This is a genomic window from Corynebacterium macclintockiae, assembly GCF_027570165.1.
GTDB classification, from domain to species: Bacteria; Actinomycetota; Actinomycetes; order Mycobacteriales; family Mycobacteriaceae; genus Corynebacterium; species Corynebacterium macclintockiae.
This window is the reverse complement of the sequence record NZ_JAKMUV010000001.1, coordinates 314,207-334,924: the sequence shown is the minus strand read 5'-3', so window position 1 is coordinate 334,924 and position 20,718 is coordinate 314,207. Positions and strand designations below refer to the sequence as shown.

At 61.5% G+C, this 20,718-nt stretch carries 26 protein-coding genes; 17 read left to right on the top strand and 9 right to left on the bottom strand.

Annotated features, from left to right (window positions below; translation table 11 throughout):
• Positions 1 to 61: 61 nt before the first annotated feature.
• The 3 genes from L8U58_RS01460 to L8U58_RS01450 all read left to right on the top strand — a co-directional run bounded on the left by L8U58_RS01460 (position 62) and on the right by L8U58_RS01450 (position 2,273).
• Positions 62 to 1,255 carry an acetyl-CoA C-acetyltransferase gene (locus L8U58_RS01460; RefSeq protein WP_034994286.1) on the top strand — a complete coding sequence of 398 codons (1,194 nt, stop codon included), beginning with the start codon at positions 62 to 64 and terminating at the stop codon, positions 1,253 to 1,255.
• Positions 1,246 to 1,668, top strand: coding sequence for a DUF2752 domain-containing protein (locus tag L8U58_RS01455; RefSeq protein ID WP_269954530.1), 423 nt, complete (start codon positions 1,246 to 1,248; stop codon positions 1,666 to 1,668). The genes L8U58_RS01460 and L8U58_RS01455 overlap by 10 nt, the downstream gene beginning before the upstream one ends.
• 116 nt (positions 1,669 to 1,784) lie before the next feature.
• Positions 1,785 to 2,273, top strand: a complete 489-nt coding sequence (locus L8U58_RS01450) for a CD225/dispanin family protein (RefSeq protein ID WP_187402175.1) — start codon at positions 1,785 to 1,787, stop codon at positions 2,271 to 2,273.
• An 11-nt stretch (positions 2,274 to 2,284) separates the two neighbouring features.
• On the opposite strand, the gene L8U58_RS01445 is transcribed toward L8U58_RS01450, so the two are convergent.
• The 6 genes from L8U58_RS01445 to rpmB all read right to left on the bottom strand — a co-directional run bounded on the left by L8U58_RS01445 (position 2,285) and on the right by rpmB (position 5,248).
• On the bottom strand, positions 2,285 to 3,226 hold the full coding sequence (locus L8U58_RS01445) for an AEC family transporter (protein WP_269954529.1): 942 nt from the start codon (positions 3,224 to 3,226) through the stop codon (positions 2,285 to 2,287).
• A gap of 33 nt (positions 3,227 to 3,259) precedes the next feature.
• The gene (locus L8U58_RS01440; RefSeq protein ID WP_230580674.1) at positions 3,260 to 4,018 is read right to left on the bottom strand and encodes an RDD family protein; all 759 of its coding nucleotides are present in this window, start codon (positions 4,016 to 4,018) and stop codon (positions 3,260 to 3,262) included.
• 253 nt (positions 4,019 to 4,271) lie between these two features.
• Positions 4,272 to 4,520, bottom strand: a complete 249-nt coding sequence (rpsR, locus tag L8U58_RS01435; RefSeq protein WP_005293672.1) for a 30S ribosomal protein S18 — start codon at positions 4,518 to 4,520, stop codon at positions 4,272 to 4,274.
• 15 nt (positions 4,521 to 4,535) lie between these two features.
• Positions 4,536 to 4,841 carry a 30S ribosomal protein S14 gene (rpsN, locus tag L8U58_RS01430; RefSeq protein WP_034967453.1) on the bottom strand — a complete coding sequence of 102 codons (306 nt, stop codon included), beginning with the start codon at positions 4,839 to 4,841 and terminating at the stop codon, positions 4,536 to 4,538.
• 3 nt (positions 4,842 to 4,844) lie between these two features.
• Complete coding sequence (gene rpmG, locus L8U58_RS01425) at positions 4,845 to 5,009, bottom strand: 50S ribosomal protein L33 (protein WP_005279910.1); 165 nt, start codon at positions 5,007 to 5,009, stop codon at positions 4,845 to 4,847.
• A gap of 2 nt (positions 5,010 to 5,011) precedes the next feature.
• A complete protein-coding gene (gene rpmB / locus L8U58_RS01420) occupies positions 5,012 to 5,248 on the bottom strand; it encodes a 50S ribosomal protein L28 (protein ID WP_034967450.1) in 237 nt (78 codons plus the stop codon).
• Positions 5,249 to 5,697: 449 nt separating this feature from the next.
• Between rpmB and L8U58_RS01415 the strand changes: the two genes are divergently transcribed.
• The 7 genes from L8U58_RS01415 to L8U58_RS01385 all read left to right on the top strand — a co-directional run bounded on the left by L8U58_RS01415 (position 5,698) and on the right by L8U58_RS01385 (position 11,112).
• Complete coding sequence (locus tag L8U58_RS01415; protein ID WP_005293662.1) at positions 5,698 to 5,961, top strand: type B 50S ribosomal protein L31; 264 nt, start codon at positions 5,698 to 5,700, stop codon at positions 5,959 to 5,961.
• Positions 5,962 to 6,029: 68 nt separating this feature from the next.
• Positions 6,030 to 6,197 (top strand): 50S ribosomal protein L32, encoded by a 168-nt coding sequence (rpmF, locus tag L8U58_RS01410; RefSeq protein WP_011273951.1) that lies wholly within the window; start codon positions 6,030 to 6,032, stop codon positions 6,195 to 6,197.
• 141 nt (positions 6,198 to 6,338) lie between these two features.
• A complete protein-coding gene (locus tag L8U58_RS01405; protein ID WP_034972554.1) occupies positions 6,339 to 7,034 on the top strand; it encodes a response regulator transcription factor in 696 nt (231 codons plus the stop codon).
• Complete coding sequence (locus L8U58_RS01400; protein WP_420839813.1) at positions 7,031 to 8,590, top strand: sensor histidine kinase; 1,560 nt, start codon at positions 7,031 to 7,033, stop codon at positions 8,588 to 8,590. The genes L8U58_RS01405 and L8U58_RS01400 overlap by 4 nt, the downstream gene beginning before the upstream one ends.
• 112 nt (positions 8,591 to 8,702) lie before the next feature.
• The gene (locus L8U58_RS01395) at positions 8,703 to 10,193 is read left to right on the top strand and encodes a S1C family serine protease (RefSeq protein WP_269954527.1); all 1,491 of its coding nucleotides are present in this window, start codon (positions 8,703 to 8,705) and stop codon (positions 10,191 to 10,193) included.
• Positions 10,194 to 10,328: 135 nt separating this feature from the next.
• Complete coding sequence (locus L8U58_RS01390; protein WP_051873983.1) at positions 10,329 to 10,916, top strand: MogA/MoaB family molybdenum cofactor biosynthesis protein; 588 nt, start codon at positions 10,329 to 10,331, stop codon at positions 10,914 to 10,916.
• Between the two features lies 1 nt (position 10,917).
• Entirely contained in the window at positions 10,918 to 11,112 is a 195-nt protein-coding gene (locus L8U58_RS01385; RefSeq protein ID WP_034975399.1) for a hypothetical protein, read from the top strand.
• An 8-nt stretch (positions 11,113 to 11,120) separates the two neighbouring features.
• Here the strand turns inward: L8U58_RS01385 and mscL are convergent, their stop codons facing one another.
• Entirely contained in the window at positions 11,121 to 11,552 is a 432-nt protein-coding gene (mscL, locus tag L8U58_RS01380) for a large conductance mechanosensitive channel protein MscL (RefSeq protein ID WP_034967429.1), read from the bottom strand.
• Positions 11,553 to 11,603: 51 nt separating this feature from the next.
• Positions 11,604 to 12,209: a 5-formyltetrahydrofolate cyclo-ligase gene (locus tag L8U58_RS01375; RefSeq protein WP_269954526.1), complete on the bottom strand. Its 606-nt coding sequence runs from the start codon at positions 12,207 to 12,209 to the stop codon at positions 11,604 to 11,606.
• Between the two features lie 108 nt (positions 12,210 to 12,317).
• Between L8U58_RS01375 and L8U58_RS01370 the strand changes: the two genes are divergently transcribed.
• The 6 genes from L8U58_RS01370 (at position 12,318) to L8U58_RS01345 (ending at position 18,066) form a co-directional block, all read left to right on the top strand.
• Positions 12,318 to 13,235: a UTP--glucose-1-phosphate uridylyltransferase gene (locus tag L8U58_RS01370; RefSeq protein ID WP_269954525.1), complete on the top strand. Its 918-nt coding sequence runs from the start codon at positions 12,318 to 12,320 to the stop codon at positions 13,233 to 13,235.
• Between the two features lie 30 nt (positions 13,236 to 13,265).
• The gene (gene glp / locus L8U58_RS01365) at positions 13,266 to 14,579 is read left to right on the top strand and encodes a molybdotransferase-like divisome protein Glp (RefSeq protein ID WP_269954524.1); all 1,314 of its coding nucleotides are present in this window, start codon (positions 13,266 to 13,268) and stop codon (positions 14,577 to 14,579) included.
• 7 nt (positions 14,580 to 14,586) lie between these two features.
• Positions 14,587 to 15,309, top strand: coding sequence for a GNAT family N-acetyltransferase (locus tag L8U58_RS01360; RefSeq protein WP_269954523.1), 723 nt, complete (start codon positions 14,587 to 14,589; stop codon positions 15,307 to 15,309).
• A 98-nt stretch (positions 15,310 to 15,407) separates the two neighbouring features.
• Positions 15,408 to 16,808, top strand: coding sequence for a divisome protein SepX/GlpR (sepX, locus tag L8U58_RS01355; protein ID WP_034979441.1), 1,401 nt, complete (start codon positions 15,408 to 15,410; stop codon positions 16,806 to 16,808).
• 15 nt (positions 16,809 to 16,823) lie between these two features.
• Positions 16,824 to 17,246, top strand: a complete 423-nt coding sequence (locus tag L8U58_RS01350) for a DoxX family protein (protein ID WP_080716134.1) — start codon at positions 16,824 to 16,826, stop codon at positions 17,244 to 17,246.
• A 31-nt stretch (positions 17,247 to 17,277) separates the two neighbouring features.
• Entirely contained in the window at positions 17,278 to 18,066 is a 789-nt protein-coding gene (locus tag L8U58_RS01345; RefSeq protein ID WP_269954522.1) for a zf-HC2 domain-containing protein, read from the top strand.
• Positions 18,067 to 18,098: 32 nt separating this feature from the next.
• On the opposite strand, the gene L8U58_RS01340 is transcribed toward L8U58_RS01345, so the two are convergent.
• Positions 18,099 to 19,682, bottom strand: coding sequence for a dolichyl-phosphate-mannose--protein mannosyltransferase (locus L8U58_RS01340; RefSeq protein WP_420839817.1), 1,584 nt, complete (start codon positions 19,680 to 19,682; stop codon positions 18,099 to 18,101).
• A gap of 72 nt (positions 19,683 to 19,754) precedes the next feature.
• Here L8U58_RS01340 and rsmI point away from each other — a divergent pair, with 72 nt between their 5' ends.
• Complete coding sequence (rsmI, locus tag L8U58_RS01335; RefSeq protein ID WP_269954520.1) at positions 19,755 to 20,678, top strand: 16S rRNA (cytidine(1402)-2'-O)-methyltransferase; 924 nt, start codon at positions 19,755 to 19,757, stop codon at positions 20,676 to 20,678.
• Positions 20,679 to 20,718: the final 40 nt, after the last annotated feature.

The window sequence follows — 20,718 nt, the reverse complement described above, 5'->3', positions numbered from 1 at the left end:
GGCACGACGCAGGCTTTTTTAAGCGATGACGCCACTAGTTTCGAAAGTTAGGAATAATCAGATGACCTTGCAGGAAGACCCGAAGGACATTGTTGTTGTAGGCGCAGCACGCACCCCGCAGGGACGTATGCTCGGCGCGCTGGCGAAGAAGAGCGCGGTCGATCTGGGCGCAGAGACCATCAAGGCCGTTCTGGAGCGCGCGGGTGTGGCGGCGAACGAGGTGGATTACGTGCTGATGGGCCAGGTCGTGCAGGCGGGCTCCGGACAGAACCCCGCGAAGCAGTCCGCTGTAGCCGCAGGCATCCCGATGAATGTGCCCGCCATGACCGTGAACAAGGTGTGCCTATCCGGCCTGGATGCCGTGATTAACGCCTCTCGCCTGATCCGCCTGGGCGATGCCAGCATCGTTGTCGCCGGTGGTCAGGAATCCATGACGAACGCCCCGCACATCGCGGCGGGCGTGCGCGCGGGCAAGGGCTACGGTTCCCTGGCGCTGCAGGATTCCCTGGAGCGCGACGGCCTGTCCGATCCGAACGAGGGCACCGCCATGGGCCTGGAGACTGACGAGGGTAACGCCGAGCGCGGCATTACCCGCGAGGAGCAGGACGAGATCGCAGCCCGTTCCCACCAGCTGGCCGAGGCTGCGACCAACGAGGGCATCTTCAACGACGAGATCGTGCCGATCGAGGTCAAGGGCCGCAAGGAGACCGTGACCGTCTCCGCTGACGAGGGCATCCGCCCCGGCACCACCACCGAGGGGCTGGCTAAGCTGCGGCCGGCCTTCGTGAAGGACGGCACCATCACCGCCGCCTCTTCCTCCCAGATCTCCGACGGTGCGGCAGCGGTGGTGCTGACCACCCGCGAGAACGCTGAGGCCAAGGGCCTGGAGATTCTGGCCACTCTGGGCGAGTACGGTCAGACCGCTGGCCCGGATACCAAGCTGCACTCTCAGCCGTCGCAGGCCACCGCCGCGGCGCTGAAGAAGGCAGGCTGGGAGGCTGGCGACCTGGACTTCCTGGAGATCAACGAGGCTTTCGCCTCCGTCGTCGCACAGTCCATCAAGGACCTGGACTACCCGCTGGAGAAGACCAACATCCACGGCGGCGGCATTTCCCTGGGCCACCCGATTGGAGCCTCCGGTGCCCGCCTGGTGGTACACGCGGCACACGAGCTGAAGCGCCGAGGTGCCGGCAAGGCTGCTGTCTCCCTGTGTGGCGGTGGCGGTCAGGGTGACGCGCTGCTGCTGTGGCGCTAAGTCTCCGCACAGGGGCTTGTGCCAAGCTGCTGCCGCTGGCTGTCGGGGCAGCAGCCGTGTGCACGTGCTGCGCCATCGCCGCAGCCGATCCGCAGACCCCGGGCGGGGTAATCCCGGTATGCCCCACGAAGGCACTGCTTGGCATTAACTGCCCCGGCTGCGGATCGATGCGCATGATCCAAGCTCTGGTCCAGGGGGACTTCGGCGCAGCACTGCACTACAACACGGTTGGGATCCTCGGGCTCGTATTGCTGGCCTGGAGTTGGCTGGTGTGGACCGCGCGATCGTGGGGGAAGCGAATCCCTAACTGGGAACACTTCCGGCATGCGCCGCTGGTAGTGGGCATAGTGATCGGCTTGTGGTTCGTTGCGCGCATCCTGCCGTTCCCGCCGTTTCTGGAACTACGCGTATAGATTCCCCTTTGCAGTCGACCTTGCAGTCGATCTCGCAATCGGCGTTGCAACACTTTCTTGCATTCCTCTGATACTTTTGGGGCATATTTCGCAGCACGGCCTCGCAAAGGATCCACATGACCAATCCCTATGACCAGACTCCCTCCAATGAGGATCCCTTCGGGCTGCAGGGAGGCCAGGGCTATCCCTACAACAGCGGCTACAGCCAAAACTCTAATCCTGGAAACAACCAGCACCCGAAGCCAACGCAGCCTCCGAGTTATGGCAGCTACCAGAATCGTTATCCGAACCAATCAGCCGGTTACGGCGCCCAGCTAGGGCAGGAATACCAGCCAGGTGTGGGGCGCACTGCACCGGACAACTGGCTTTGGGCCACTATTGTGATCACGATCATGTGCTGCTCACCCGTGGCAGCAGTGGGCATTTATTTCTCCTCCCTAGTGGAGGGGCGCTGGGAACAAGGGGACTATGCCGGGGCGAAGAGTGCGTCAGATACGGCGCGGAACCTAGCTCTGGCTGGTGCCGTAGTTACCTGTTTAATGTTTATAACGTACGTCGTAGTGATGGTTGTCTTTGCTGGCAAGCCCCTCGATGAGGTTCTCTGAGAGGCAGAGTTTTAGCTGACCAACACCATAATCAGCGCCATCACCGGTAGCGCGAGCCCCGTGGAAACCACCGCGGTGTCTCGCGCTAGAACTTTATTCACACCGAAACGCTGGGCATAGGTGAATACGTTCTGGCCAGTCGGGAGGGCTGCCAGGAGCACCATGGCCAAAAGCAGCTGAGACGAGGCGTCAAAAAGAACAACACCAAAAAACGCGGCGATAGCGGGGTGGACAACGGTTTTGATCAGCGACGCTGCCCATACCGAGCGACGGGGCGACAGCTCGGGCTGGAGCACCCGCACCTCGGCCATGGACATGCCGAAGGCGATCAGTGCGCAGCCGACGGTAGCGTCCGCGATGATCCCCAACGGATCCGCGAAGAGTGACGGCAGAACGAAGCCTGTGTTGTGCTGCAGCAGGGAGATGACGATGCCGATGGTGGCGCCGATGATCAGGGGGTTCTTCAGGATCGTCAGCAGGGTAGAGCGCACGAAGTTCGTGTTGCGCTTGCCGGTGCGCATGTCTAGGGCCAGCACGCTCAGCGGGCCGTAGAAACCGACCTGGAACAAGATGACGGGGAGGGTGAGGGTGGGGTCATCCATCAAGTGCGCAGCCAGCGGGATTCCCAGGTTGGAGCCGTTGCAATAGGTGCACGCCAGCATCGCAATGATGGAATCCTCGGTGGAGCGGCGGGTGATCCAGCGGTAGCCGAGGAAAGCCAAGAAGCCTGTCGTGAGGGTGGACAGTGCCACCACAAGTAGGTTTGGACCGAAGAGCTGGGCAATATCCGTCTTGGCCATGAACGTGATCAACGTGCAGGGAAGCGCGATCCAGAACACGAACATGTTCAGGGAATAGACTGCATTCGGCCCCAGAAGGCGAAAACGCCCTACTCCGAAGCCGATCGCTATGACGAAGATAACGACGGCAAAGCCGGAGAGGACGTTGAACATTCGTTTTAGATACGAGAGTGAACTGGCTAGGAGCTATTTGTTCACTACGTAGGCATTAGCAAGCTTGTCGGTGAACGACTGCTTCTGAGAATTGGTACCGATGCTAACGCCGACGGCGATGTAGACGGCGAGCATTAGGAAGGCGCCAACAGTAGGAATGAAGTTGAAAATCACAGCGAGGAAGTACCAGGAGTTCCGCTTCATCGAGTCAATTGGGGTGATGTTCTGACCATTCGCAGAGACCACACGGGCGCCGATAGCCATCTTGCCGAAAGTGCCACCCTTGTTGGACTCCATGAAGACACGGTAAACAAACCAAAGGATTGCAGTGAGCACATTAGCGATTGCCATCTTTGCAGTGGGGTAGGGGACGCTTGGCGTTTCACCGGGGTTAGCTGAGGAACTCGCCTCGACCCAATCCATAAAGTCCTGGCCGCCAATGACAAACACCAAGATGATAGCAGGGATCAGAATCAGCAAGCTGTCGAGGAATAGCCCCAGGAAACGCTTCCAAGCGCCGGGACGACCATTGCCAAGAAGCGGGGCGTTCCCCGGAGCATCGTTGAAGGCCGGAGCGTTAGGGAAGGCAGGGGCACCGTATTGATTGTTATTTACTGCGCCGTAATTATTTCCGCCGTAGCCGTTGCCAACACTCTGATCATAGGAGCCGGCTTGCTCGTAGGGATTTCCCTGATTGAAGGGATTCGACTCGCCGGCGTTGCCTCCGGCGTAGTCGTTGTAGCCCGGCAGATCGCCGTTCGGGTTGGAGTTATTGGGGTAGTTGTTGCTCAACGGCAGACATCCTCACTGTTTCTCAGTACGTACACGAGTGTGCTCGAATTGGTTTACTGTGCCAGCATAGCCGACATTTTTCTTTGCTGGCGGAGGGTACGAAAAAGACCCACCGCCGGGCTCGTACTTTAGAGCACAAGGGCGTTGGGTCTTTAATCGTGTCTGTTAAACGTCTGCGGGCAGCGACGCTTTAAGCGCGCAGCCCTGCTGCGCAGCCACTGCGCATCCCCTTTTTTGCAAAGGGGACGGCTATTTAGCGGCTGTGGAAGGGCAGGAGTGCCATCTCGCGCGCGTTCTTCACGGCGGTGGCAACCTGGCGCTGCTGCTGCGGGGTCAGGCCTGTCACGCGGCGAGAACGAATCTTGCCACGCTCAGAGATGAACTTACGCAGCAGGTCGTAGTTCTTGTAGTCAACCGTCTCAATGCCCTCGGCCTTGAGCGGGTTCTTCTTCGGGCGGCGGGACTGTTCCATCCGCGCCTTCTTCATGTTGGTGCGCTTCATTTTTAAAGCTCCCCCTTACCAGCTGGACTTGCGTACGCCCGGCAGCTCACCGCGGTGAGCCATTTCGCGGACACGTACACGGGACAGGCCGAACTTACGCAGGTAGCCGCGCGGGCGGCCATCGGCTGCATCGCGGTTACGGACGCGCACTGGGGAAGCGTCGCGGGGCTGACGGTTCAGCTCCCACTGTGCATCCAGACGCTCTTCGTCGGTGCTGTTCGGGTTCTTGATGATCTTCTTGAGCTCAGCGCGACGCTCCGCGTAGCGGGCGACGATTTCCTTGCGCTGCTCGTTCTTCGCGATCATGGACTTCTTAGCCATAGATTATCGCTCCTCGCGGAATTCGACGTGCTTGCGGGCAATCGGATCGAACTTCTTCAGAGTGATGCGATCCGGGTTATTGCGCTTGTTCTTACGGGTGACGTAGGTGTAACCGGTGCCAGCCGTAGACTTCAGCTTGATGATTGGGCGGATATCGTTACGTGCCATAGTTAGATCTTCTCCCCACGGGCTCGGATCTTGGCAACGACAGACTCGATGCCGTCACGGTCGATGGTCTTCAGGCCCTTGGTGGACACGTTCAGCGTGATGGAACGGCCCTCAGAGGGCAGGTAGAACGTACGACGCTGGATGTTCGGGTTCCAGCGACGGTTCGTGCGGCGGTGCGAGTGGGACACAGACTTGCCGAAACCCGGCTTGCGTCCCGTGACCTGGCAATATGCCGACATGGGTTTTCTCCTTCCGCCGGAGAGCACAGATAGCAGCGCCGCGCACAGCTAAAACCCATGGTTAGACAGGCCATGTATTCTACGTGGTGGGACGCTGTTTCTAGTCTGCTTCCGTCCGGCGATGACGTTTACATAGACAACAGCGGGAGCTAACGTTACCGCACCGTGGCGCCATAACCTAATCGCTGTTTATGACGCCCCTTGGTCCCCACTGCACCCCGTTCCAGCATGGGAAACGCGATTTTAATAATGGCCTGTCCTTTCGCTATCATAGTTCCTCGTCGTGCGACCAACTTTGTCGCGCCCTTGTGGGGCTCGGTAGACGAGTGGCCTAAGGGGCGTCAATAAAGAAGGCGCGCTGCTTTTTATGACCCGACTCAGGCACGACCCGCGCAAGAGATGCGCAGGACCGACCTGTTGTACACACTCCTAGGGAATAGAAGGAAACCATGAAGAAGGATATCCACCCTGACTACCACCCCGTAGTCTTCAAGGATGCGAGCACTGGCCACCAGTTCATCACTCGCTCCACCGCTACCTCCGACCGCACCGTTGAATGGGAAGACGGCAACGAGTACCCGCTCATCGTCGTTGACGTGACCAGCGAGTCCCACCCCTTCTGGACCGGCGCTCAGCGCGTCATGGATACCGCCGGCCGCGTGGAGAAGTTCCAGCGCCGCTACGGCAACATGACCCGCCGCAAGAAGAAGTAAGACCTCTTCACACCACAGCAGATCACAAGAAACCAAATTTCATACCTTTAATAAGGAGGTAGACGACAATGGCAGTTCCGAAGCGCCGTATGTCCCGTGCAAACACGCACTCCCGCCGTTCCCAGTGGAAGGCCGATAACGTTGCTCTGCAGCACGTTAAGGTCCAGGGCCAGGATGTTCAGATTCCTCGCCGACTGGTGAAGGCCGCCCAGCTGGGCCTCATCGACCTGGACTAGTTCCAACTGATTGCGTTATCCCCGTCGCACATCGTGTGGCGGGGATTTTGCATGCACAGAAAAGGCCTGAAAACCTGTGCTTTCTTTAAAAAAGTCGTTGCGCACGGGCATTGAGAGGAATTCGTAGGCACAATGGAGCGCATGAAGATTCTTGTTGTAGATGACGATCAGGCTGTGCGCGAATCCCTGCGCCGCTCCCTGATCTTCAATGGCTACACCGTTGTGCTGGCAACCGATGGTGAAGAAGCCCTGAAACTCATCGCAGAGGAAAGGCCTGACCTGGCCATCCTGGATGTCATGATGCCGAAGAAGGACGGGCTGGACGTGTGCCGCGAGCTGCGCAGCCACGGTGATGACCTGCCCATCCTGCTGCTTACCGCCCGCGATTCGGTCTCCGAGCGCGTCGCCGGCCTCGATGCGGGCGCGGATGACTACCTGCCGAAGCCCTTCGCCCTGGAGGAGCTGCTGGCGCGAACCCGATCGCTGTTCCGCCGCGCCGCCCGCCCGGCAATCCAAGAGGGCGAAGCTAGCGAGCCGCTGCGCTTCGAGGACCTGACCCTGAACCAGGAAACTCGCGACGTCTATCGCGGAGACCGCCAGATCAGCCTGACCCGCACCGAGTTCGCGCTGCTGGAGTTGTTGATGAACAACCCGCGCAAGGTGCTTTCCCGCAATAGCATTCTGGAAGAAGTCTGGGGCTATGATTTCCCGACCTCCGGCAATGCCCTGGAAGTCTACATTGGCTACCTGCGCCGCAAGACCGAGGCCAACGGTGAGACTCGTCTGATTCACACAGTCCGTGGAGTGGGATACGCGCTGCGTGAGACCGCCCCGTGATCCTTCGTAGACTCCCGGAGGACATAGGTGCGGTTGTGGTTGAACCCGCACTAGCGTCCCCCGCCTCTGACGAGGGCGATCACCCAAGCGAAAGCAGGGGAGATCGCCTCATGCAGTCCGTGCAGTTTTCCCTGCGCGGGCTGTCTCTGCGTGTACGCCTGGCAGGATTAACTGCCATTGTGGTGATGCTCTGTATTGCGATCATTACCCTGTCCTCCTACACCACCGTGAAGCAGGTGCTGTCGCAGGAGATGGACAAGACGCTGCAGACGCAAGCTCAGGCTTACATCGATTCCGGCTTCGAATTCCCCTCCAGCCAAACCGGCCAAGGGGAAAACTATCGCCCCCGTTTCTTCGACGCAGACAACAACATGAGCGTGTTGATTGTCCCCGCCGAACAAGCAGGGCGCCGCGCTGATGTGCAGAAGTTCGAAGGCATCCTCAGCCCTGACGAAATCAGTGTGTTGGTCGGCGACGATCCCTACGTGTTCCAGACGGATGGCGACCATCGCTCGTTCACCATTGCCGCCCTCGACGGGCGCGTGATTGTGCTCCGCCTGGACATCTCCTTCACCAACCAGACGCTGGAGTCGTTGTGGTTGGTGTTGATCCTGATTGCGGTCACCGGAATCGTGGCCTCCATCATCGCGGGTATTGCGGTGGCGAACTCGGGTATCCAGCCGATCACTCGACTCCGCCGCGCTGCCGATGAAGTCTCGCGCACCGGCGAGCTGCGCCAGATCCCTGTGTACTCCCACGACGAGTTGGGCTCCCTCACCGAGTCCTTCAACAACATGATGGACGCGCTGCAGGACGCGCAGATTAAACAGAAGAACCTCGTCGCGGATGCTTCCCACGAGCTCAAAACGCCGCTGACCTCGCTGCGGACCAACATCGAGTTGCTGATGTTGGCGTCCCAAAGAAAGGGCGAAGGTGGCCCCGGCATCAGCGACGAAGACCGCAAAGACCTCGAAAGAGACGTGATCGCGCAGATCGAAGAGATGAGCTCGCTGATCGGCGACCTTGTCGACCTTGCGCGCGAGGACTCCAACCCTGAGGTCATGAGCACCGTGGAGATCTCCGAGCTCATCTCGCAGGGGATCGAGCGCGTGCAGCGACGGCGCCCCGACGTCACCTTCACCACGCACCTGATCGATTGGCAGCTGCGGGGTGATTCTTTCGCCCTGTCGCGCGCTTTGCTGAACCTTCTGGATAACGCGGCGAAGTGGTCGCCCGAGGGAGGCGTGGTGCGTGTCTGGATGCAGCCCATTGCAGGTGAGGGCAGTGACGCCGCAGCCTCCGGCGCCGCGGACTTCAGCGAAAGCGAGGTGGAGATCCGAGTGGCGGACTCTGGACCTGGTATCCCCAAGGAGGACAGAGAGAAAGTGTTTGACCGCTTCTACCGGTCCATCAAGGCGCGGGCGATGCCCGGATCCGGGCTTGGCCTGGCCATCGTGAAGCAGGTTATCGAGCGGCACCACGGAGTTATCGTGGCCGACGAGTCCGACGACGGTGGTGCGTTGATGCGAGTAGTGCTGCCCGGACAACCGGGTTAGCGATGTGGCAGAGAAAAATTTCCTTAAACTAGCAGAGAACCATCAGCGTTCGTACCGCTGAATTACACACAGAGCAGGCATACTGGTGGCCATGAACGAAAAGGACAACCAAATGGGTAATAACAATCCAGGGGGCGGGCAGCGGATGCCCGGCGAGCCCAACTTCTCTGGTGGGGGAGAAAACGGCTACCGAGGCTCTGGATGGTCAGTACCCAATGGGAAGGTCGGTCCTGACGGACAGGCTGGACCGCAGCCAGGGCGGAATATGCACTGGAATGGTGAGCAAGGTACGCCGCAGAACCCGGCGACGCACGTGGGGCCGGCGGTTCGGCAGCCAGGACAGGCGGACCAGCCAGGACAGCCGGCCCAGCCGAGCAACCTGTACACGGGGCAGCAGTCGGCAGTGCAGCAGCCGGCGCAGCCGTATGACCCGCTGGCGGCGCCGAACGATCCACTCGCACAGCCCGAGAATCAGTTTGTCCCCCAGCCCCGAGAGAAGAAGCGTTGGTCCACCCCCGCCGTGGCAGCATTGCTGTTGGTCGGCGCGGTAGTCGCCTCCGCCGTCACTTATGTGGGTATGGACTCGGTGTACAGCAAGAGGTCTAGCAATAATGCGACGTCTTCCTTCGACAATGCCAACAACACCAATGCCTCCTCGAAGGAGGGCAAGGCCTCTAACCCAGTGAAGCCGGGCAGTACTACCGATACGGCGAACAAGGTTCTGCCCTCGGTCGTGTCCATCAGGGTCGCCACGGAGCGCGGTGGTGAAGAGGGCTCCGGCTCGATCATCTCCTCCGATGGGCTGATTCTGACGAATAACCACGTCGTCGATGCCGCCAGGGACGGGCGCGCAAAGGTAGAGGTCTCCCTGAACGATGGCCGCACCCTCGACGCGGAGGTTGTGGCAACCGACCCGCCGACGGATATTGCCGTTATCAAGGCGAAGGATGTCACCGACCTCAAGCCAATCGAATTCGGCGATTCGGACGCGGTGAACGTTGGCGAGGACGTTATGGCAATCGGTTCCCCGCTGGGGCTTTCGGCCACCGTCACCACCGGCATCGTGTCGGCAAAGAACCGCCCTGTGCAAGCTTCCGGTGAGCGTGGCGGCGAGGCCTCCCTCATCGACGCTATCCAGACAGATGCCTCCATCAACCCCGGTAATTCCGGTGGTGCGCTGGTGGACATGAATGGCAAGCTCATCGGCATCCCATCCGTCATTGCCACCACTGGTGGTGGCGAGGCCGCTGGCTCCATCGGCCTGGGCTTTGCCATCCCGATCAACCAGGCCGAGCGCATCTCGAAGCAGCTGATCGAAAAGGGTAAGGCAGAGCACCCCATCATCGGTGCGCAGGTCAACACCCGCTCCTCGGAGACTGGTGCAGTCATCATGGACGTCAACAAGGACAGCCCAGCGGACAAGGCCGGTCTGAAGAAGGGGGACGTTGTTACTCATGTCGACGAGCGTCGCGTGGATTCCGGCGTGGCCCTCATTGCCGCCATCCGCTCGCACGCCGTGGGGGACAAGGTCAAGCTCAAGGTCAAGGATGGTCCGGACGGTAAGGAACGCGAGGTCGAGCTGACCCTGACGAAGGCGGAGTAAAACTGCATTCCCGTTCGTCTGTACAGCCGTTGCCGAACGGGATATCTTATTTATGTTCGCTTATTTTTCAGGAGGATCGAAGTGGTCGCTCGAAAGACAGAAGTCGTGTCCACGGACTTTAATGAGGTTGCGGCCATGAAGTCCGTAGACCACGCCGAGGTAGAACGGCTGGCCGAAGTGATCCCGGAGCCCGATGATGCGCTGTTCCATTCCCTAGACGCAGAACAGCGCACCCGCGCGAATCTTTCCGACGAGCCGCCCGTGCACGCGATGGTTGTGCTGGTCACCGACTTCCCCGAAGAGAAGGCCAAGAACGGTGAGCTGGTAGCCGAGCTGCTGGACGAAGAAGGCTTCATCGTTGACGCTGTGCTGAGCGTCGAGTCCCGCAAGTCTGCCATCCGCAAGGCGATTCAGACCGCCGTTGTCGGTGGCGCGGACTTGGTTGTGACCATCGGCGGCACCGGCACTGGACCGCGCGATAAGACCCCGGAGGCCACCCGCGCAGAGCTGGATCGCAAGGTGCCGGGTATCGCCGAGGCTCTGCGGGCTTCTGGCCTGGCAGCCAATTCCCTCGACGCGGGCCTGTCCCGCGGCGTAGCTGGTGTTTCCGGATCCACCGTGGTCGTCAACATCGCTGGTTCCCGCGGTGCTATCCGCGATGGCATGGCCACCCTGGGGCCGCTGGTTCGCCACGTTGTTGGCGATATGAATAACCGAGCCTAAAATGCGCGCACGCCGCAGGTTCTTCGGCAAGGTCGGCCAGGGTGGGGATTCGGGCTCTTCTTTTATTGACGCCATCGCCTCCGGAAACACGAAACCCCACTCACACCTTGTGCAGGATGAGTGGGGTGACGATTGCCCTTCCGAAGAGGGGGAACGCCGCTACCTAGAGGAGCAGCGCCCACCCCACTGGGGTTAGAAAAGCGACTAGTGGGCGTGCTTGCCGGTCGGCTCTGCGTTGCCGCCGCGCTGCTCTGCCAGCAGGTCGCGGATCTCGGCCAGCAGCTCAGTCTCGGTAGCTGCGGCCTCCTCCGGCTCGATGCCCTTGCGGCGAGCGTTCATCTCAGCCAGCTTGTTCATCGGCATGATCATCAGGAAGTAGATAACGGCAGCGATGATCAGGAAGTTGACGATTGCGGTCAGGATGCTACCGAGGTTAACGAAGGTAGCCGGGTTGCCCTCGCGCAGGTGGAAGCCCAGGCCGAACTCGGGGGAACCGCCGAACAGAGCCAGAACCGGCTCGACAATGCCTTTGGTGAATGCGGTAACGATGGCAGTGAAAGCACCGCCGATGATAACGGCTACGGCAAGCTCCATGACATTGCCGCGCATGATGAACTTCTTAAAACCTTCAAGCATGATGCTAAAGACCTTTCTTGTCCGCGCCCCATGCGCGGCCACTAAAAGCGACTACATAATGGGAAAGAAACCGAGGTCGTTGAGCACTGCGTCGACGACCAGATCGTGATCTTGGCTGGGTACTGTGCGTGTGAATTCTTCGTGGTCTACCACAGCCCACACTTTCACATTCGATGGGCGGTTGGCCAGAGTCCGGTCATAGAAGCCACCGCCCTGTCCGAGCCGTGTCCCATGATAATCAATCGAGAGAGCAGGAGTAACTATTACATCTGCGCATGTCGGAAAAGTGTGAATTGCATTACCTACAGGCTCAGAGATTCCCCACGTTCCTGTGACCAGGTTCGGTTTCTCCGGCTGGAATTCGATCCATTCGAGGCTCGGGGCTTCGAGGCTGGGGGCGTCACTACGAACAACGCGGGGGAGCAACACCTGCGCGCCGGTGCGCGCAAGAACAGTTGGTAGGTCGGCGCCACCCGGCTCTCCGGGCAGGGGGACATAGGCGCCGATGGTGGTCGGCGGCGAGGTGAGGTCGGCGAGTGCGGCGAGGAGATGGGACTGGATGCGTCGGTCGCGTGTGGGGCGTTCGGCAACGCGGCGAGCGCGGGCGGCGCGGACCTCAGCGCGGACGAGTTTCTTTAGAGCGGAAGGGTTGGTCATCGCTTAAGAGCCTACTGGAGCGGGCAAAATGGTTGATCTGCGAAAGAAAACTGTGCATAGGCGGTGTGTGGAGCACAAAATGGGGATCATAAGCGCTACTATTCCGGCATGACTTCTAGCCCTACGATCTCCACGTCCGAGCAAGCCGACCTGCGCACCGTGGTAGTGCCGGCCGCTGGGCTTGGAACCCGCTTCCTACCCGCCACCAAAACTGTCCCCAAGGAGCTGCTTCCCGTTGTCGATACCCCGGGCATTGAGCTGATCGCCAAGGAGGCCGCCGATGCCGGCGCAGGTCGATTGGCAATCGTGACTGCCCCGAAGAAGGGCGGAGTGCTGGGCCACTTCGATACCGACGCGGAGCTGGAAGCCACCCTGGAGCAGCGCAACAAGACCGAACAGCTGGATAAGGTGCGCGCCACCGACGGGCTGATCGACGTCGTGGCCGTGGAGCAGGACAAGCCTCTGGGCTTGGGGCACGCCATCGGCCTGGCTGAAGAGGTGCTCGACGAGGACGAGGATTGCTTCGCCGTCATGCTGCCGGACGATCTGGTGCTACCTATGGGCGTGATGGAGAAGATGCTGGCAGTGCGGAAGCAGTACGGCGGTTCCGTGCTCTGCGCCTTCGAGGTGCCGCGCGAGGAGACCAGCAACTATGGAGTCTTTGAGATTGACGAGGCGGACCACGCCGACGTGAAGATCGTCAAGGGCATGGTGGAGAAGCCTGCTGTTGAGGACGCGCCGTCGAACTTTGTGGCGACGGGGCGCTACCTGCTGGATCGTCAGGTTTTTGACGCGCTGCGCCGCACCAAGCCGGGCAAGGGCGGGGAAATCCAGATCACCGACGCCATCGAGCTAATGATCACCGAAGGCCACCCCGTGCACATCATCGTCCACCACGGCCTGCGCCACGATCTGGGCAACCCAGGCGGGTACATTCGTGCCTGCGTCGACTTTGCATTGCAGAATGAGACCTATGGCCCCAGCCTCAAGAGCTGGCTGCGTGAGCGCCTAGAGCAAGAGAACTAAAAGGCTTTACCAAGCTGAAGGGAACCCCTCATGCGATCGGTTGAAGAACAACTGGCAATCATTACCTCCGCGGCGGTGACCCCGGAGCCTGTGCGCATTGCCATCACCGAGACCCTGGGGCTGCGCTGCGCGGAACGGGTCGAAGGTACCCAACCGCTGCCCGGTTTCGACCAGGCCGCCATCGACGGATACGCGGTGCGAAGCGTGGATATTCGCCAAGCTTTGACTGTATCGCGGGGTGGGGATGTAGCCGATCCGCGGGAGCTGGAAGACGCGGACGCGGAAACCCCGGCACAGAACAGTGGCGTGCGGGAGACCCTGCCGATCGTCGGTGACGTCACCGCGGGTTCCCTGCGCCCGATTCGCCTGCAGCCCCGCCAGGCGGTGCGGGTGGAGATGGGTGCGCCCCTGCCGACCCTGGCCGATGCCGTCCTGCCACTCGACTGGGTGGAAAAGGAAGGGCGCAAGATCCGCCCGCTGGAAGCGATCGCCTCGGGGGAGTTCGTCCACCGCAAGGGTTCGGATGTACAGCCGGGCGACGTGGTCGTAGAGGAAGGCGCAGTTATCGGCGCTGCCCAGGTGGGGCTGCTGGCCGCCGTGGGACGTTCCAAGGTGCTGGTTTACCCTCGTCCGCGCATGTCAGTGCTTTCCTTCGGTCGCGAGCTGCTGGATATCGACCGCGATCCGGCAGTGGGCCAGGTCTACGACGTGAACTCTTATGCGTTGGCAGCCGCGGGGCGCGAGGCCGGTGCCGACGTACACCGCGTGGGCATTCTGGCCGGAGAGCCGCGCAAGATGCGGGAAGTTATCGAAAGCCAGGTGCTGCGCTCCGAGATCGTCGTGATTTCCGGTGCTGTCGGTGGCGCGGCCAGTGATGAGCTGCGCGAGATCCTCTCCGAGATGGGGGAGATGGACATTCAGCGCGTCGCCATGCACCCCGGCTCTGTGATGGGCTTTGGCACGCTCGGCCAGGATAAAGTGCCGACGTTCCTCCTGCCCGCTAACCCGTCTGCTGCCTTGGTGGCGTTCGAGGTGATGGTTCGGCCGCTGGTGCAGCTGATCCGCGGTCGCCGTCAGGCGACCCGTCGAGTGGTGCCCGCCCGCACTATCGCCGGTTTGGCATCTGCACCGGGGCGCCGTGGCTTCATCCGTGGCCAGCTGATGCGCGACCGCGAGACCCGCGAGTTCCTGGTCGACCCGCTCGGCGCAGCGAACGGCGGGGAGCCGACTCACCTACTGGGTAGCCATGGCCAGGCGAACTGCCTGATCGTGGTTCCGGCCGACGTGACCGACGTCGCGCCGGGACAGGTTGTGGATGTGCTGTTCTTGAGCAACAAGGACTAGCGCCGCCGTGCTCAGCCGACTGCGCGCCGCACTGGCTTCTTCCACACTGGCTCCTGCTACCGCCGAGGTGCGGACTCAAACCGTTCTGAGCCGCGGGCATCTTTTTTCTTCTAGTGACGCCCCTACGGCCGCCCTGCCGGTGGCCTTGCGTCCCGTGCGCGCCACCGACGGGCCGCAGTGGACCGCCGCGCGCATCAAGGACCAGGAACTGCTGCAGCCCTTCGAGCCGACAGTGGAAGGGGATTGGGCAGAGGCGCACAGCCCGCAGGCGTGGCGCCGGAACTTTCACAACCTGCAGGCTCTGGCGGCTGACCGGATTGTGGTGCCGATGGTGATCGACGTCGACGGACAGTTCGCAGGGCAGCTCACCCTTGGCAACATCCAGTACGGAACCGTCTCCAATGCCTGGATCGGCTATTGGGTGCATTCGAAGTTCCAGGGCTGCGGGGTGGCAACCGCAGCTGTGGCGCTGGGCGTGGACTTGGGGATGCGAGTCGTTGGACTGCACAGGATAGAGGCGACGGTGATGCCTGACAACGTGGCGTCCAGAAGAGTTCTAGAGAAAACCGGCTTCCGCGTCGAAGGGAAGCTGCGCCGTAACCTGCACATCAACGGCGAATGGCGCGACCATTTGCTGGTGGCGCAGACTCAGGAGGAATCACTGCCCGACGGGGTTGTGCGCAGGCTCATCAACAGCGGAGTATTGGGGCTGGCTGTGAACCGAAACTAGCCTCGGCGTGGCACCACAGATAACGGTCGCGCAAGGGTAGCGTTGCAAGCACTTGAACTTCTCACGTCGCCCGCAAAACTCCAGGAGAACTGATACTCGTGTTCGGCTCCCTTCTGCTCATCGCCGCCGTCTGGCTGGTGCTGTTGGCGCCGCTTTTGCTGCGCAACCAAAAACCCGTACGACGGACCGCACAGGCACTGGGCGAGACGCGGGTGCTGCACCGCGGTGGAAGTGCCCTCAAGGCAAAGCGCAAGCTCAAGCCCGCAGAGGGGCTGTACATGGCCTCCGATGATGACGAGCTGGAGCTGGTCGAGGCGGAGCCGGAATACGTGCTGCTAGAGGACGAGGATTCTGCTGCGAAGGCTGGCAAGTCCCGCGGCCTGCGTGCGTTTATGGCGAACAAGGGTAGCTCGTCTGCGGATGACGCTGCGGAGGTTGCCGACGCTGACGATGCGGCGGACACTGCAGAGGTCGTGGACGGGGAAGTTGTTGACGCTGCTGACTGTGCCGACACTGCCGACTCTGTCGACTCTGCCGACGATGTTGATGGGGACGCAGAGGAAGCCTCCGAGGGTGAGGACAAGGTTGTAGCCGCCGAAGCGAACGCGACGAAGAGCAAGGCAGTGCGTTACACCACGCAGGATGAGATGGATACCGGCGAGTTCGAGCCCATCCGCGATGTCGCTGACACTGCCGAGGTTGCAGGGGCTGCCGAGTCCGCTGACACTGCCGAGGCAGCAGACGCCGCAGACGGTGAATACGCAGCCGCAGCCGCAGACTCAGATACAGACTCAGACACAGACAAGGATGCCCGACAGCGCGCATACGCCTCCGTTCCTGCTGAGTACGTACGTGGTGGGGACGTGAAGGCGTCACCAGATCTGGTCGACGACGTCGACGAGGCACCGCGGGACAAGAGCATCGACATCCTCATGGATTCCGACGAGCTGAGCGAGGATGACCTGAAGTACCTGGCGGCCCGTCGTGGACGTGGCGTGTACGACCCGGTCGCATCGGCTGCGCTGGCGCGGCAGCGGCAGAACCGCCGCAAGAAGGTGCTCTTTGTCCTGCTCGCGCTGTCCGCGCTGACCTTCGGCATGAGCATGTACCTGGGCGGAACCGTCTGGCTGAGCTTCGTGGCCATGATCGCCTTCACCGCGTTCTACCTGGTCATGCTGCGTCGCCAGGCTATCGAAGAACGCGAGCTGCGGCACCGCCGACTGGTGCGCATGCGCCGTGCCCGCCTGGGCGTGCGCAACACCGAAGACAACGAGCTGGGCGTGCCGGACCGCCTGGTTCGCCCCGGTGCGGTGATCCTGGAAACCGATGAGGTCGACCCGGCCTTCAGCAACCTCGAGTACGCCGACGGCAGCGACTTCTTTGACCTGCACGAGGGAACCCACGGTACCGGTGCTGCCCCCGCAGCCGGAACACGCTCGACCGTGGTCGACGGCGACGAAGAGTTCATCGATTCCCGCTCGGGCATCCGTGCCGTTTAAGCGTGATCGCCGCGTATGCTGAACCACCCTGCTGCCCGTGACACGGCACTGCTCTTCGTGCGCCTAGTCACCGGCGTGATTTTCATTGCCCACGGCTGGAAGAAAGTTTTTATCGACGGCATGAACGGAGTGACGGGCACTGTCGCTACCTTCGAGCGCCTGCACATTCCGCAGCCGAAAATCAGCGCCTGGGCGGCTGCAATCCTGGAGATGCTCGGTGGGGCAATGCTGATCGTCGGACTGCTGACTACCGCTGTTGCTGGGCTGTTCGTGATCTACAGCGCGCTTATCCTGTACTTCGTTCACTGGTCCAACGGGTTTTTCGTGGCTGACGGGGGCATGGAGTTTGTCATGCTGCTGGTGGTCTCCCTTATGATGATTGTTGTTTTCGGCGCGGGGCGAGCAAGCCTAGATAAGGCTCTGTCCCGCTTCGGCTGAGGTCTGAACACGTAAACGGACGGGAAAGCGAATGGACTGTCAAGAGGTTAGAACCTCTATGTCCGCACGCCTGGATGGCGAGTCCGCTGCGCTGTCCGACGACCTCGTCGACGCGCACCTAGCCGGGTGCGAGGACTGCCAGCGCTGGTATGCAACCATCACCGCGCTTGGACGCAACCTGAACCTGGCCGCGGCGCCGTCCAATGGGGAACAGGTGCGCTCCGCGGAAGATAGCGACGACCGCAAAGCCGCGCTGGTCGAACAGGTCTTGGCGCAGGCCGATCAGGATCCCCAGATCAACGTAGGCCTTCGCCGCCGCCAACTGCCCTTCGTGCTCGGCCGCGCAGCTCTAGTGGCCGTTGCGGTACTTTATGTTTTGTGGGGCGTGTCGCTGCTGTTTGGGGTGCCTATTGAGGATGACGCCACCTCGTCCCAGCTACACCTGGTCTCAGACGCAGCGGCGATGCGTTTCGCCCTGGCTGGAGGTCTGCTGTGGGCTGCCTGGCGCCCCAAGGTGGCCTCTGCGATTTTGCCCATCTACTTGGCTATCTGGGCTTTCGGAGTCGGCTTCGCAACCCGTGAGATCGTGCTGGGCCTGATCAGCGAAGCAGGGGATTCGAGCGCCCTTTGGCTGCTGCTGGTTCACTTGGCGGCGGTGTTGGCATTGGTCGTGGTTTGGGCTGGCCGGCAGAACGTGTTCATGCCATTACGCCAGTCGCTGCGGGCGCTGATGGCGCAACCGATCAATTTCAGTCCCAGTGATGCGCGGCGCAACTCCACCTATGCGGTAGGGGAGCCCCGCCCGCGCGACTGGGAATAGCCCGACAGACCCCCGGCAGCCAGGTCAGGGGGCTAGCGCCAGGACGGCAGCCACATGCGCATGTCGAAGGCGGAATCAGACAGTGGCGCGCCGATGTACAGCGGCAGGAAGTACAGGAAGTTCCAGACCACCAGCATGAGGTACACGACGACCAGCAGCTGCCCGGGGCGAGCCTTTACAAAGGTCTTCGGCGAGGAATAGGGGTTGGGAACCTCCGGCTTTTCCCAGCGCAGGAGTTGCCCCAGCGCCATCGCAATAGCGATGGCCAAAAACGGCACCAGGTTCGCCGCGTAGAACAGGTACATCTGGCGATCCAGGTTGACGAGCCAGGGAAGGAAGCCGGCGGCGAAACCGATGGTGGGAATGACCCAGCGGCGATCCTTATGCACGATCAGGCACCACAGGCCCCACAGAATCGCCGGAACGCAGAACCACCAAATTGCAGGGGTGCCGACCAGCAGAATGACCTTGCGTACTCCCTCGTCACTGGAGGGGCTGTAGTACAGCAGCGAACGGCTAGAAACCAGCCAGGACCAGGGCTTGGATTCCCAGTTGTGGTGGTGGCCGTTGGAGTTCGTCAGCTCCGTGTGAAAGCGCATGACGGACACGTGGTAGTAGATGAAGTTCTGCACTACGTCGGGCAGGAAAGACCAGAACCAGTCGCCAGTCGTCTTCGTGTACTGCTCCGATTCCACCGCGTGGCGGAACACGCCCGTCTCCGAGGCAAACCATGCGCGCCAGCTGATCACGTAGAGGATCACGGGGACGATGACTACGGAGAAGAAGGAAGGCAGCGCATCGAAAATCGCGGTGCCGGCAAGGGGGCGCTGGACGCCGAAACGGCGGCGTCGAAAATAATCAACCGCAACGATCGTCAGCCCGAAGAAGGCCATGTAATAAAGACCATTCCACTTCACAGCCAACGCGAGGCCCAGACCCACACCCGCGGCGAAGCGCCACCAGCGGTAGCCCATGCGGGGGCCAAAGTCGGATTCGTGGATGCGGTCGGTGGCCCATACGTGCTGGAAGCGCTGCTCCATCTGCTCGGCATCGCGCACCGCGCAATACGCGACCAGGCACAGCAGGAAGACCTGGAAGTGGTCAAGCATTCCCGAGCGCCCGGTGACGAACAAAATGCCGTCGCACAGGGCGATAACGCCCGCGAAAAGCCCGACCAGATCCGACCTCGTGATCCGGCGCGCCGTGGCGGCGATCAGCAGGATTGCAGCCACACCGAGGAGTGCGGCCATGATGCGCCAACCCCACGGCGTGTAGCCGAACAGAATCATGCCAATGGCCTCGATCTGCTTACCGAGGGGCGGGTGAACGACCAGGCCATAACCCGGGTTGTCCTCGATACCACCGATGAATGGGTTGTCCCAGCTTTGCATTACCTGCCACGCCTGTGGCGCATAGTGCTTCTCGTCAAAGATAGGCGTGCCGGCATCCGTCGGACGGTGCAGCATCAATAGGCGACTGAGAGCACCCAGGATGCCCAAGGAGACCAGAATGCCCTTCCACCGCGTAAAAGCGAAAGTCCGCGAGTGATCGGAGCCCGTCGAATCGCTGACGGCGGGCGCGTCACTTCCATGGATGGCTTGCTGGTCAGTAGTCATTGTCGAGGGCACGGAGCTAACTGTAGTAGAAGCAGCGGACAAGCGGGTGCAGTGCCGGGCATACTGGCGGTTATGAGTGATTCTGTAGATGCTTCCGTAGATGCCAATGAGCTGCTTAGCCGGGCGGCCGACCGTCGCCCGCTGCCGTCGGGCGGGATCATCTTGGCGGCCACGCCGTTGGGTAATCCGCTGGATGCGTCTCTGCGGCTAATCGATGCGCTGGCCAGTGCGGACATCATCGCAGCAGAGGATACCCGCCGTACCCGCGCATTGGCGGATACGTTGGGGGTAACAATCGCCGGCCGGATCTACTCCAACTTTGATCACAACGAGGCCGAGCGCGCGGAGTTCTTCGTAGAGCAGGCCGAACAGGGCCGCCGCGTGTTGGTTGTCACGGACGCCGGCATGCCCTCTGTCTCTGACCCTGGCTTTCCCCTGGTTGTCGCCGCCCGCCGTGCTGGTGTCCCGGTGACGTGCCTGCCGGGTCCTTCCGCCGTGCCTACCGCCTTGGCGCTGTCGGGCCTGGGGGTGGGGCACTTCGCCTTCCTGGGCTTCGCCCCGCGCAAGGATGGCGCCCGGCGGTCGTTCTTCCGTTCTTTTATTGACGCCCCCTACGCCGTCTGCTTCTTCGAATCCCCGCACAGGCTGGCAAAGACCCTGCAGGCTGCGGCCGAAGAGCTAGGCGATGGGCGACAGGCCGCGGTATGCCGGGAGCTGACAAAGACCTTTGAGGAAGTGAAGGTCGGCGGGCTGGCGGAGCTGGCCACGTGGGCAGCGGACGGCGTGAAGGGGGAGATCTGTGTGGTCATCGATTCGGCGGCGGAATCCGGGGATGGCGATGCGGAACTGGATGTGGAGGCCCTGGTGGAACTGGTAGAGCTGAAGGTCGCAGAGGGGGAGCGGTTAAAGACGGCCGCTGGGGACGTGGCGAAGCTCCACGGTGCCAGCAAGCGCGAGCTTTACGAGGCTGTTTTGCGTGAGCGGAACCAGGAATAGGGGCTGGAAAGGTTGAAAAGACACGGCAATGCCCCCACCA

What these genes read in the sequence shown, in the direction of transcription:
- rpmB (WP_034967450.1), bottom strand. Translation starts at nt 5,248, where the DNA reads ATGTCGGCATATTGCCAGGTCACGGGACGCAAGCCGGGTTTCGGCAAG.
- L8U58_RS01460 (WP_034994286.1), top strand. Translation starts at nt 62, where the DNA reads ATGACCTTGCAGGAAGACCCGAAGGACATTGTTGTTGTAGGCGCAGCA.
- L8U58_RS01405 (WP_034972554.1), top strand. Translation starts at nt 6,339, where the DNA reads ATGAAGATTCTTGTTGTAGATGACGATCAGGCTGTGCGCGAATCCCTG.
- L8U58_RS01415 (WP_005293662.1), top strand. Translation starts at nt 5,698, where the DNA reads ATGAAGAAGGATATCCACCCTGACTACCACCCCGTAGTCTTCAAGGAT.
- L8U58_RS01445 (WP_269954529.1), bottom strand. Translation starts at nt 3,226, where the DNA reads ATGTTCAACGTCCTCTCCGGCTTTGCCGTCGTTATCTTCGTCATAGCG.
- rpsR (WP_005293672.1), bottom strand. Translation starts at nt 4,520, where the DNA reads ATGAAGCGCACCAACATGAAGAAGGCGCGGATGGAACAGTCCCGCCGC.
- L8U58_RS01370 (WP_269954525.1), top strand. Translation starts at nt 12,318, where the DNA reads ATGACTTCTAGCCCTACGATCTCCACGTCCGAGCAAGCCGACCTGCGC.
- mscL (WP_034967429.1), bottom strand. Translation starts at nt 11,552, where the DNA reads ATGCTTGAAGGTTTTAAGAAGTTCATCATGCGCGGCAATGTCATGGAG.
- rsmI (WP_269954520.1), top strand. Translation starts at nt 19,755, where the DNA reads ATGAGTGATTCTGTAGATGCTTCCGTAGATGCCAATGAGCTGCTTAGC.
- L8U58_RS01345 (WP_269954522.1), top strand. Translation starts at nt 17,278, where the DNA reads ATGGACTGTCAAGAGGTTAGAACCTCTATGTCCGCACGCCTGGATGGC.
- glp (WP_269954524.1), top strand. Translation starts at nt 13,266, where the DNA reads ATGCGATCGGTTGAAGAACAACTGGCAATCATTACCTCCGCGGCGGTG.
- L8U58_RS01375 (WP_269954526.1), bottom strand. Translation starts at nt 12,209, where the DNA reads ATGACCAACCCTTCCGCTCTAAAGAAACTCGTCCGCGCTGAGGTCCGC.
- L8U58_RS01450 (WP_187402175.1), top strand. Translation starts at nt 1,785, where the DNA reads ATGACCAATCCCTATGACCAGACTCCCTCCAATGAGGATCCCTTCGGG.
- L8U58_RS01340 (WP_420839817.1), bottom strand. Translation starts at nt 19,682, where the DNA reads ATGACTACTGACCAGCAAGCCATCCATGGAAGTGACGCGCCCGCCGTC.
- L8U58_RS01350 (WP_080716134.1), top strand. Translation starts at nt 16,824, where the DNA reads ATGCTGAACCACCCTGCTGCCCGTGACACGGCACTGCTCTTCGTGCGC.
- rpmF (WP_011273951.1), top strand. Translation starts at nt 6,030, where the DNA reads ATGGCAGTTCCGAAGCGCCGTATGTCCCGTGCAAACACGCACTCCCGC.
- L8U58_RS01395 (WP_269954527.1), top strand. Translation starts at nt 8,703, where the DNA reads ATGGGTAATAACAATCCAGGGGGCGGGCAGCGGATGCCCGGCGAGCCC.
- L8U58_RS01385 (WP_034975399.1), top strand. Translation starts at nt 10,918, where the DNA reads ATGCGCGCACGCCGCAGGTTCTTCGGCAAGGTCGGCCAGGGTGGGGAT.
- rpmG (WP_005279910.1), bottom strand. Translation starts at nt 5,009, where the DNA reads ATGGCACGTAACGATATCCGCCCAATCATCAAGCTGAAGTCTACGGCT.
- L8U58_RS01390 (WP_051873983.1), top strand. Translation starts at nt 10,329, where the DNA reads ATGAAGTCCGTAGACCACGCCGAGGTAGAACGGCTGGCCGAAGTGATC.
- rpsN (WP_034967453.1), bottom strand. Translation starts at nt 4,841, where the DNA reads ATGGCTAAGAAGTCCATGATCGCGAAGAACGAGCAGCGCAAGGAAATC.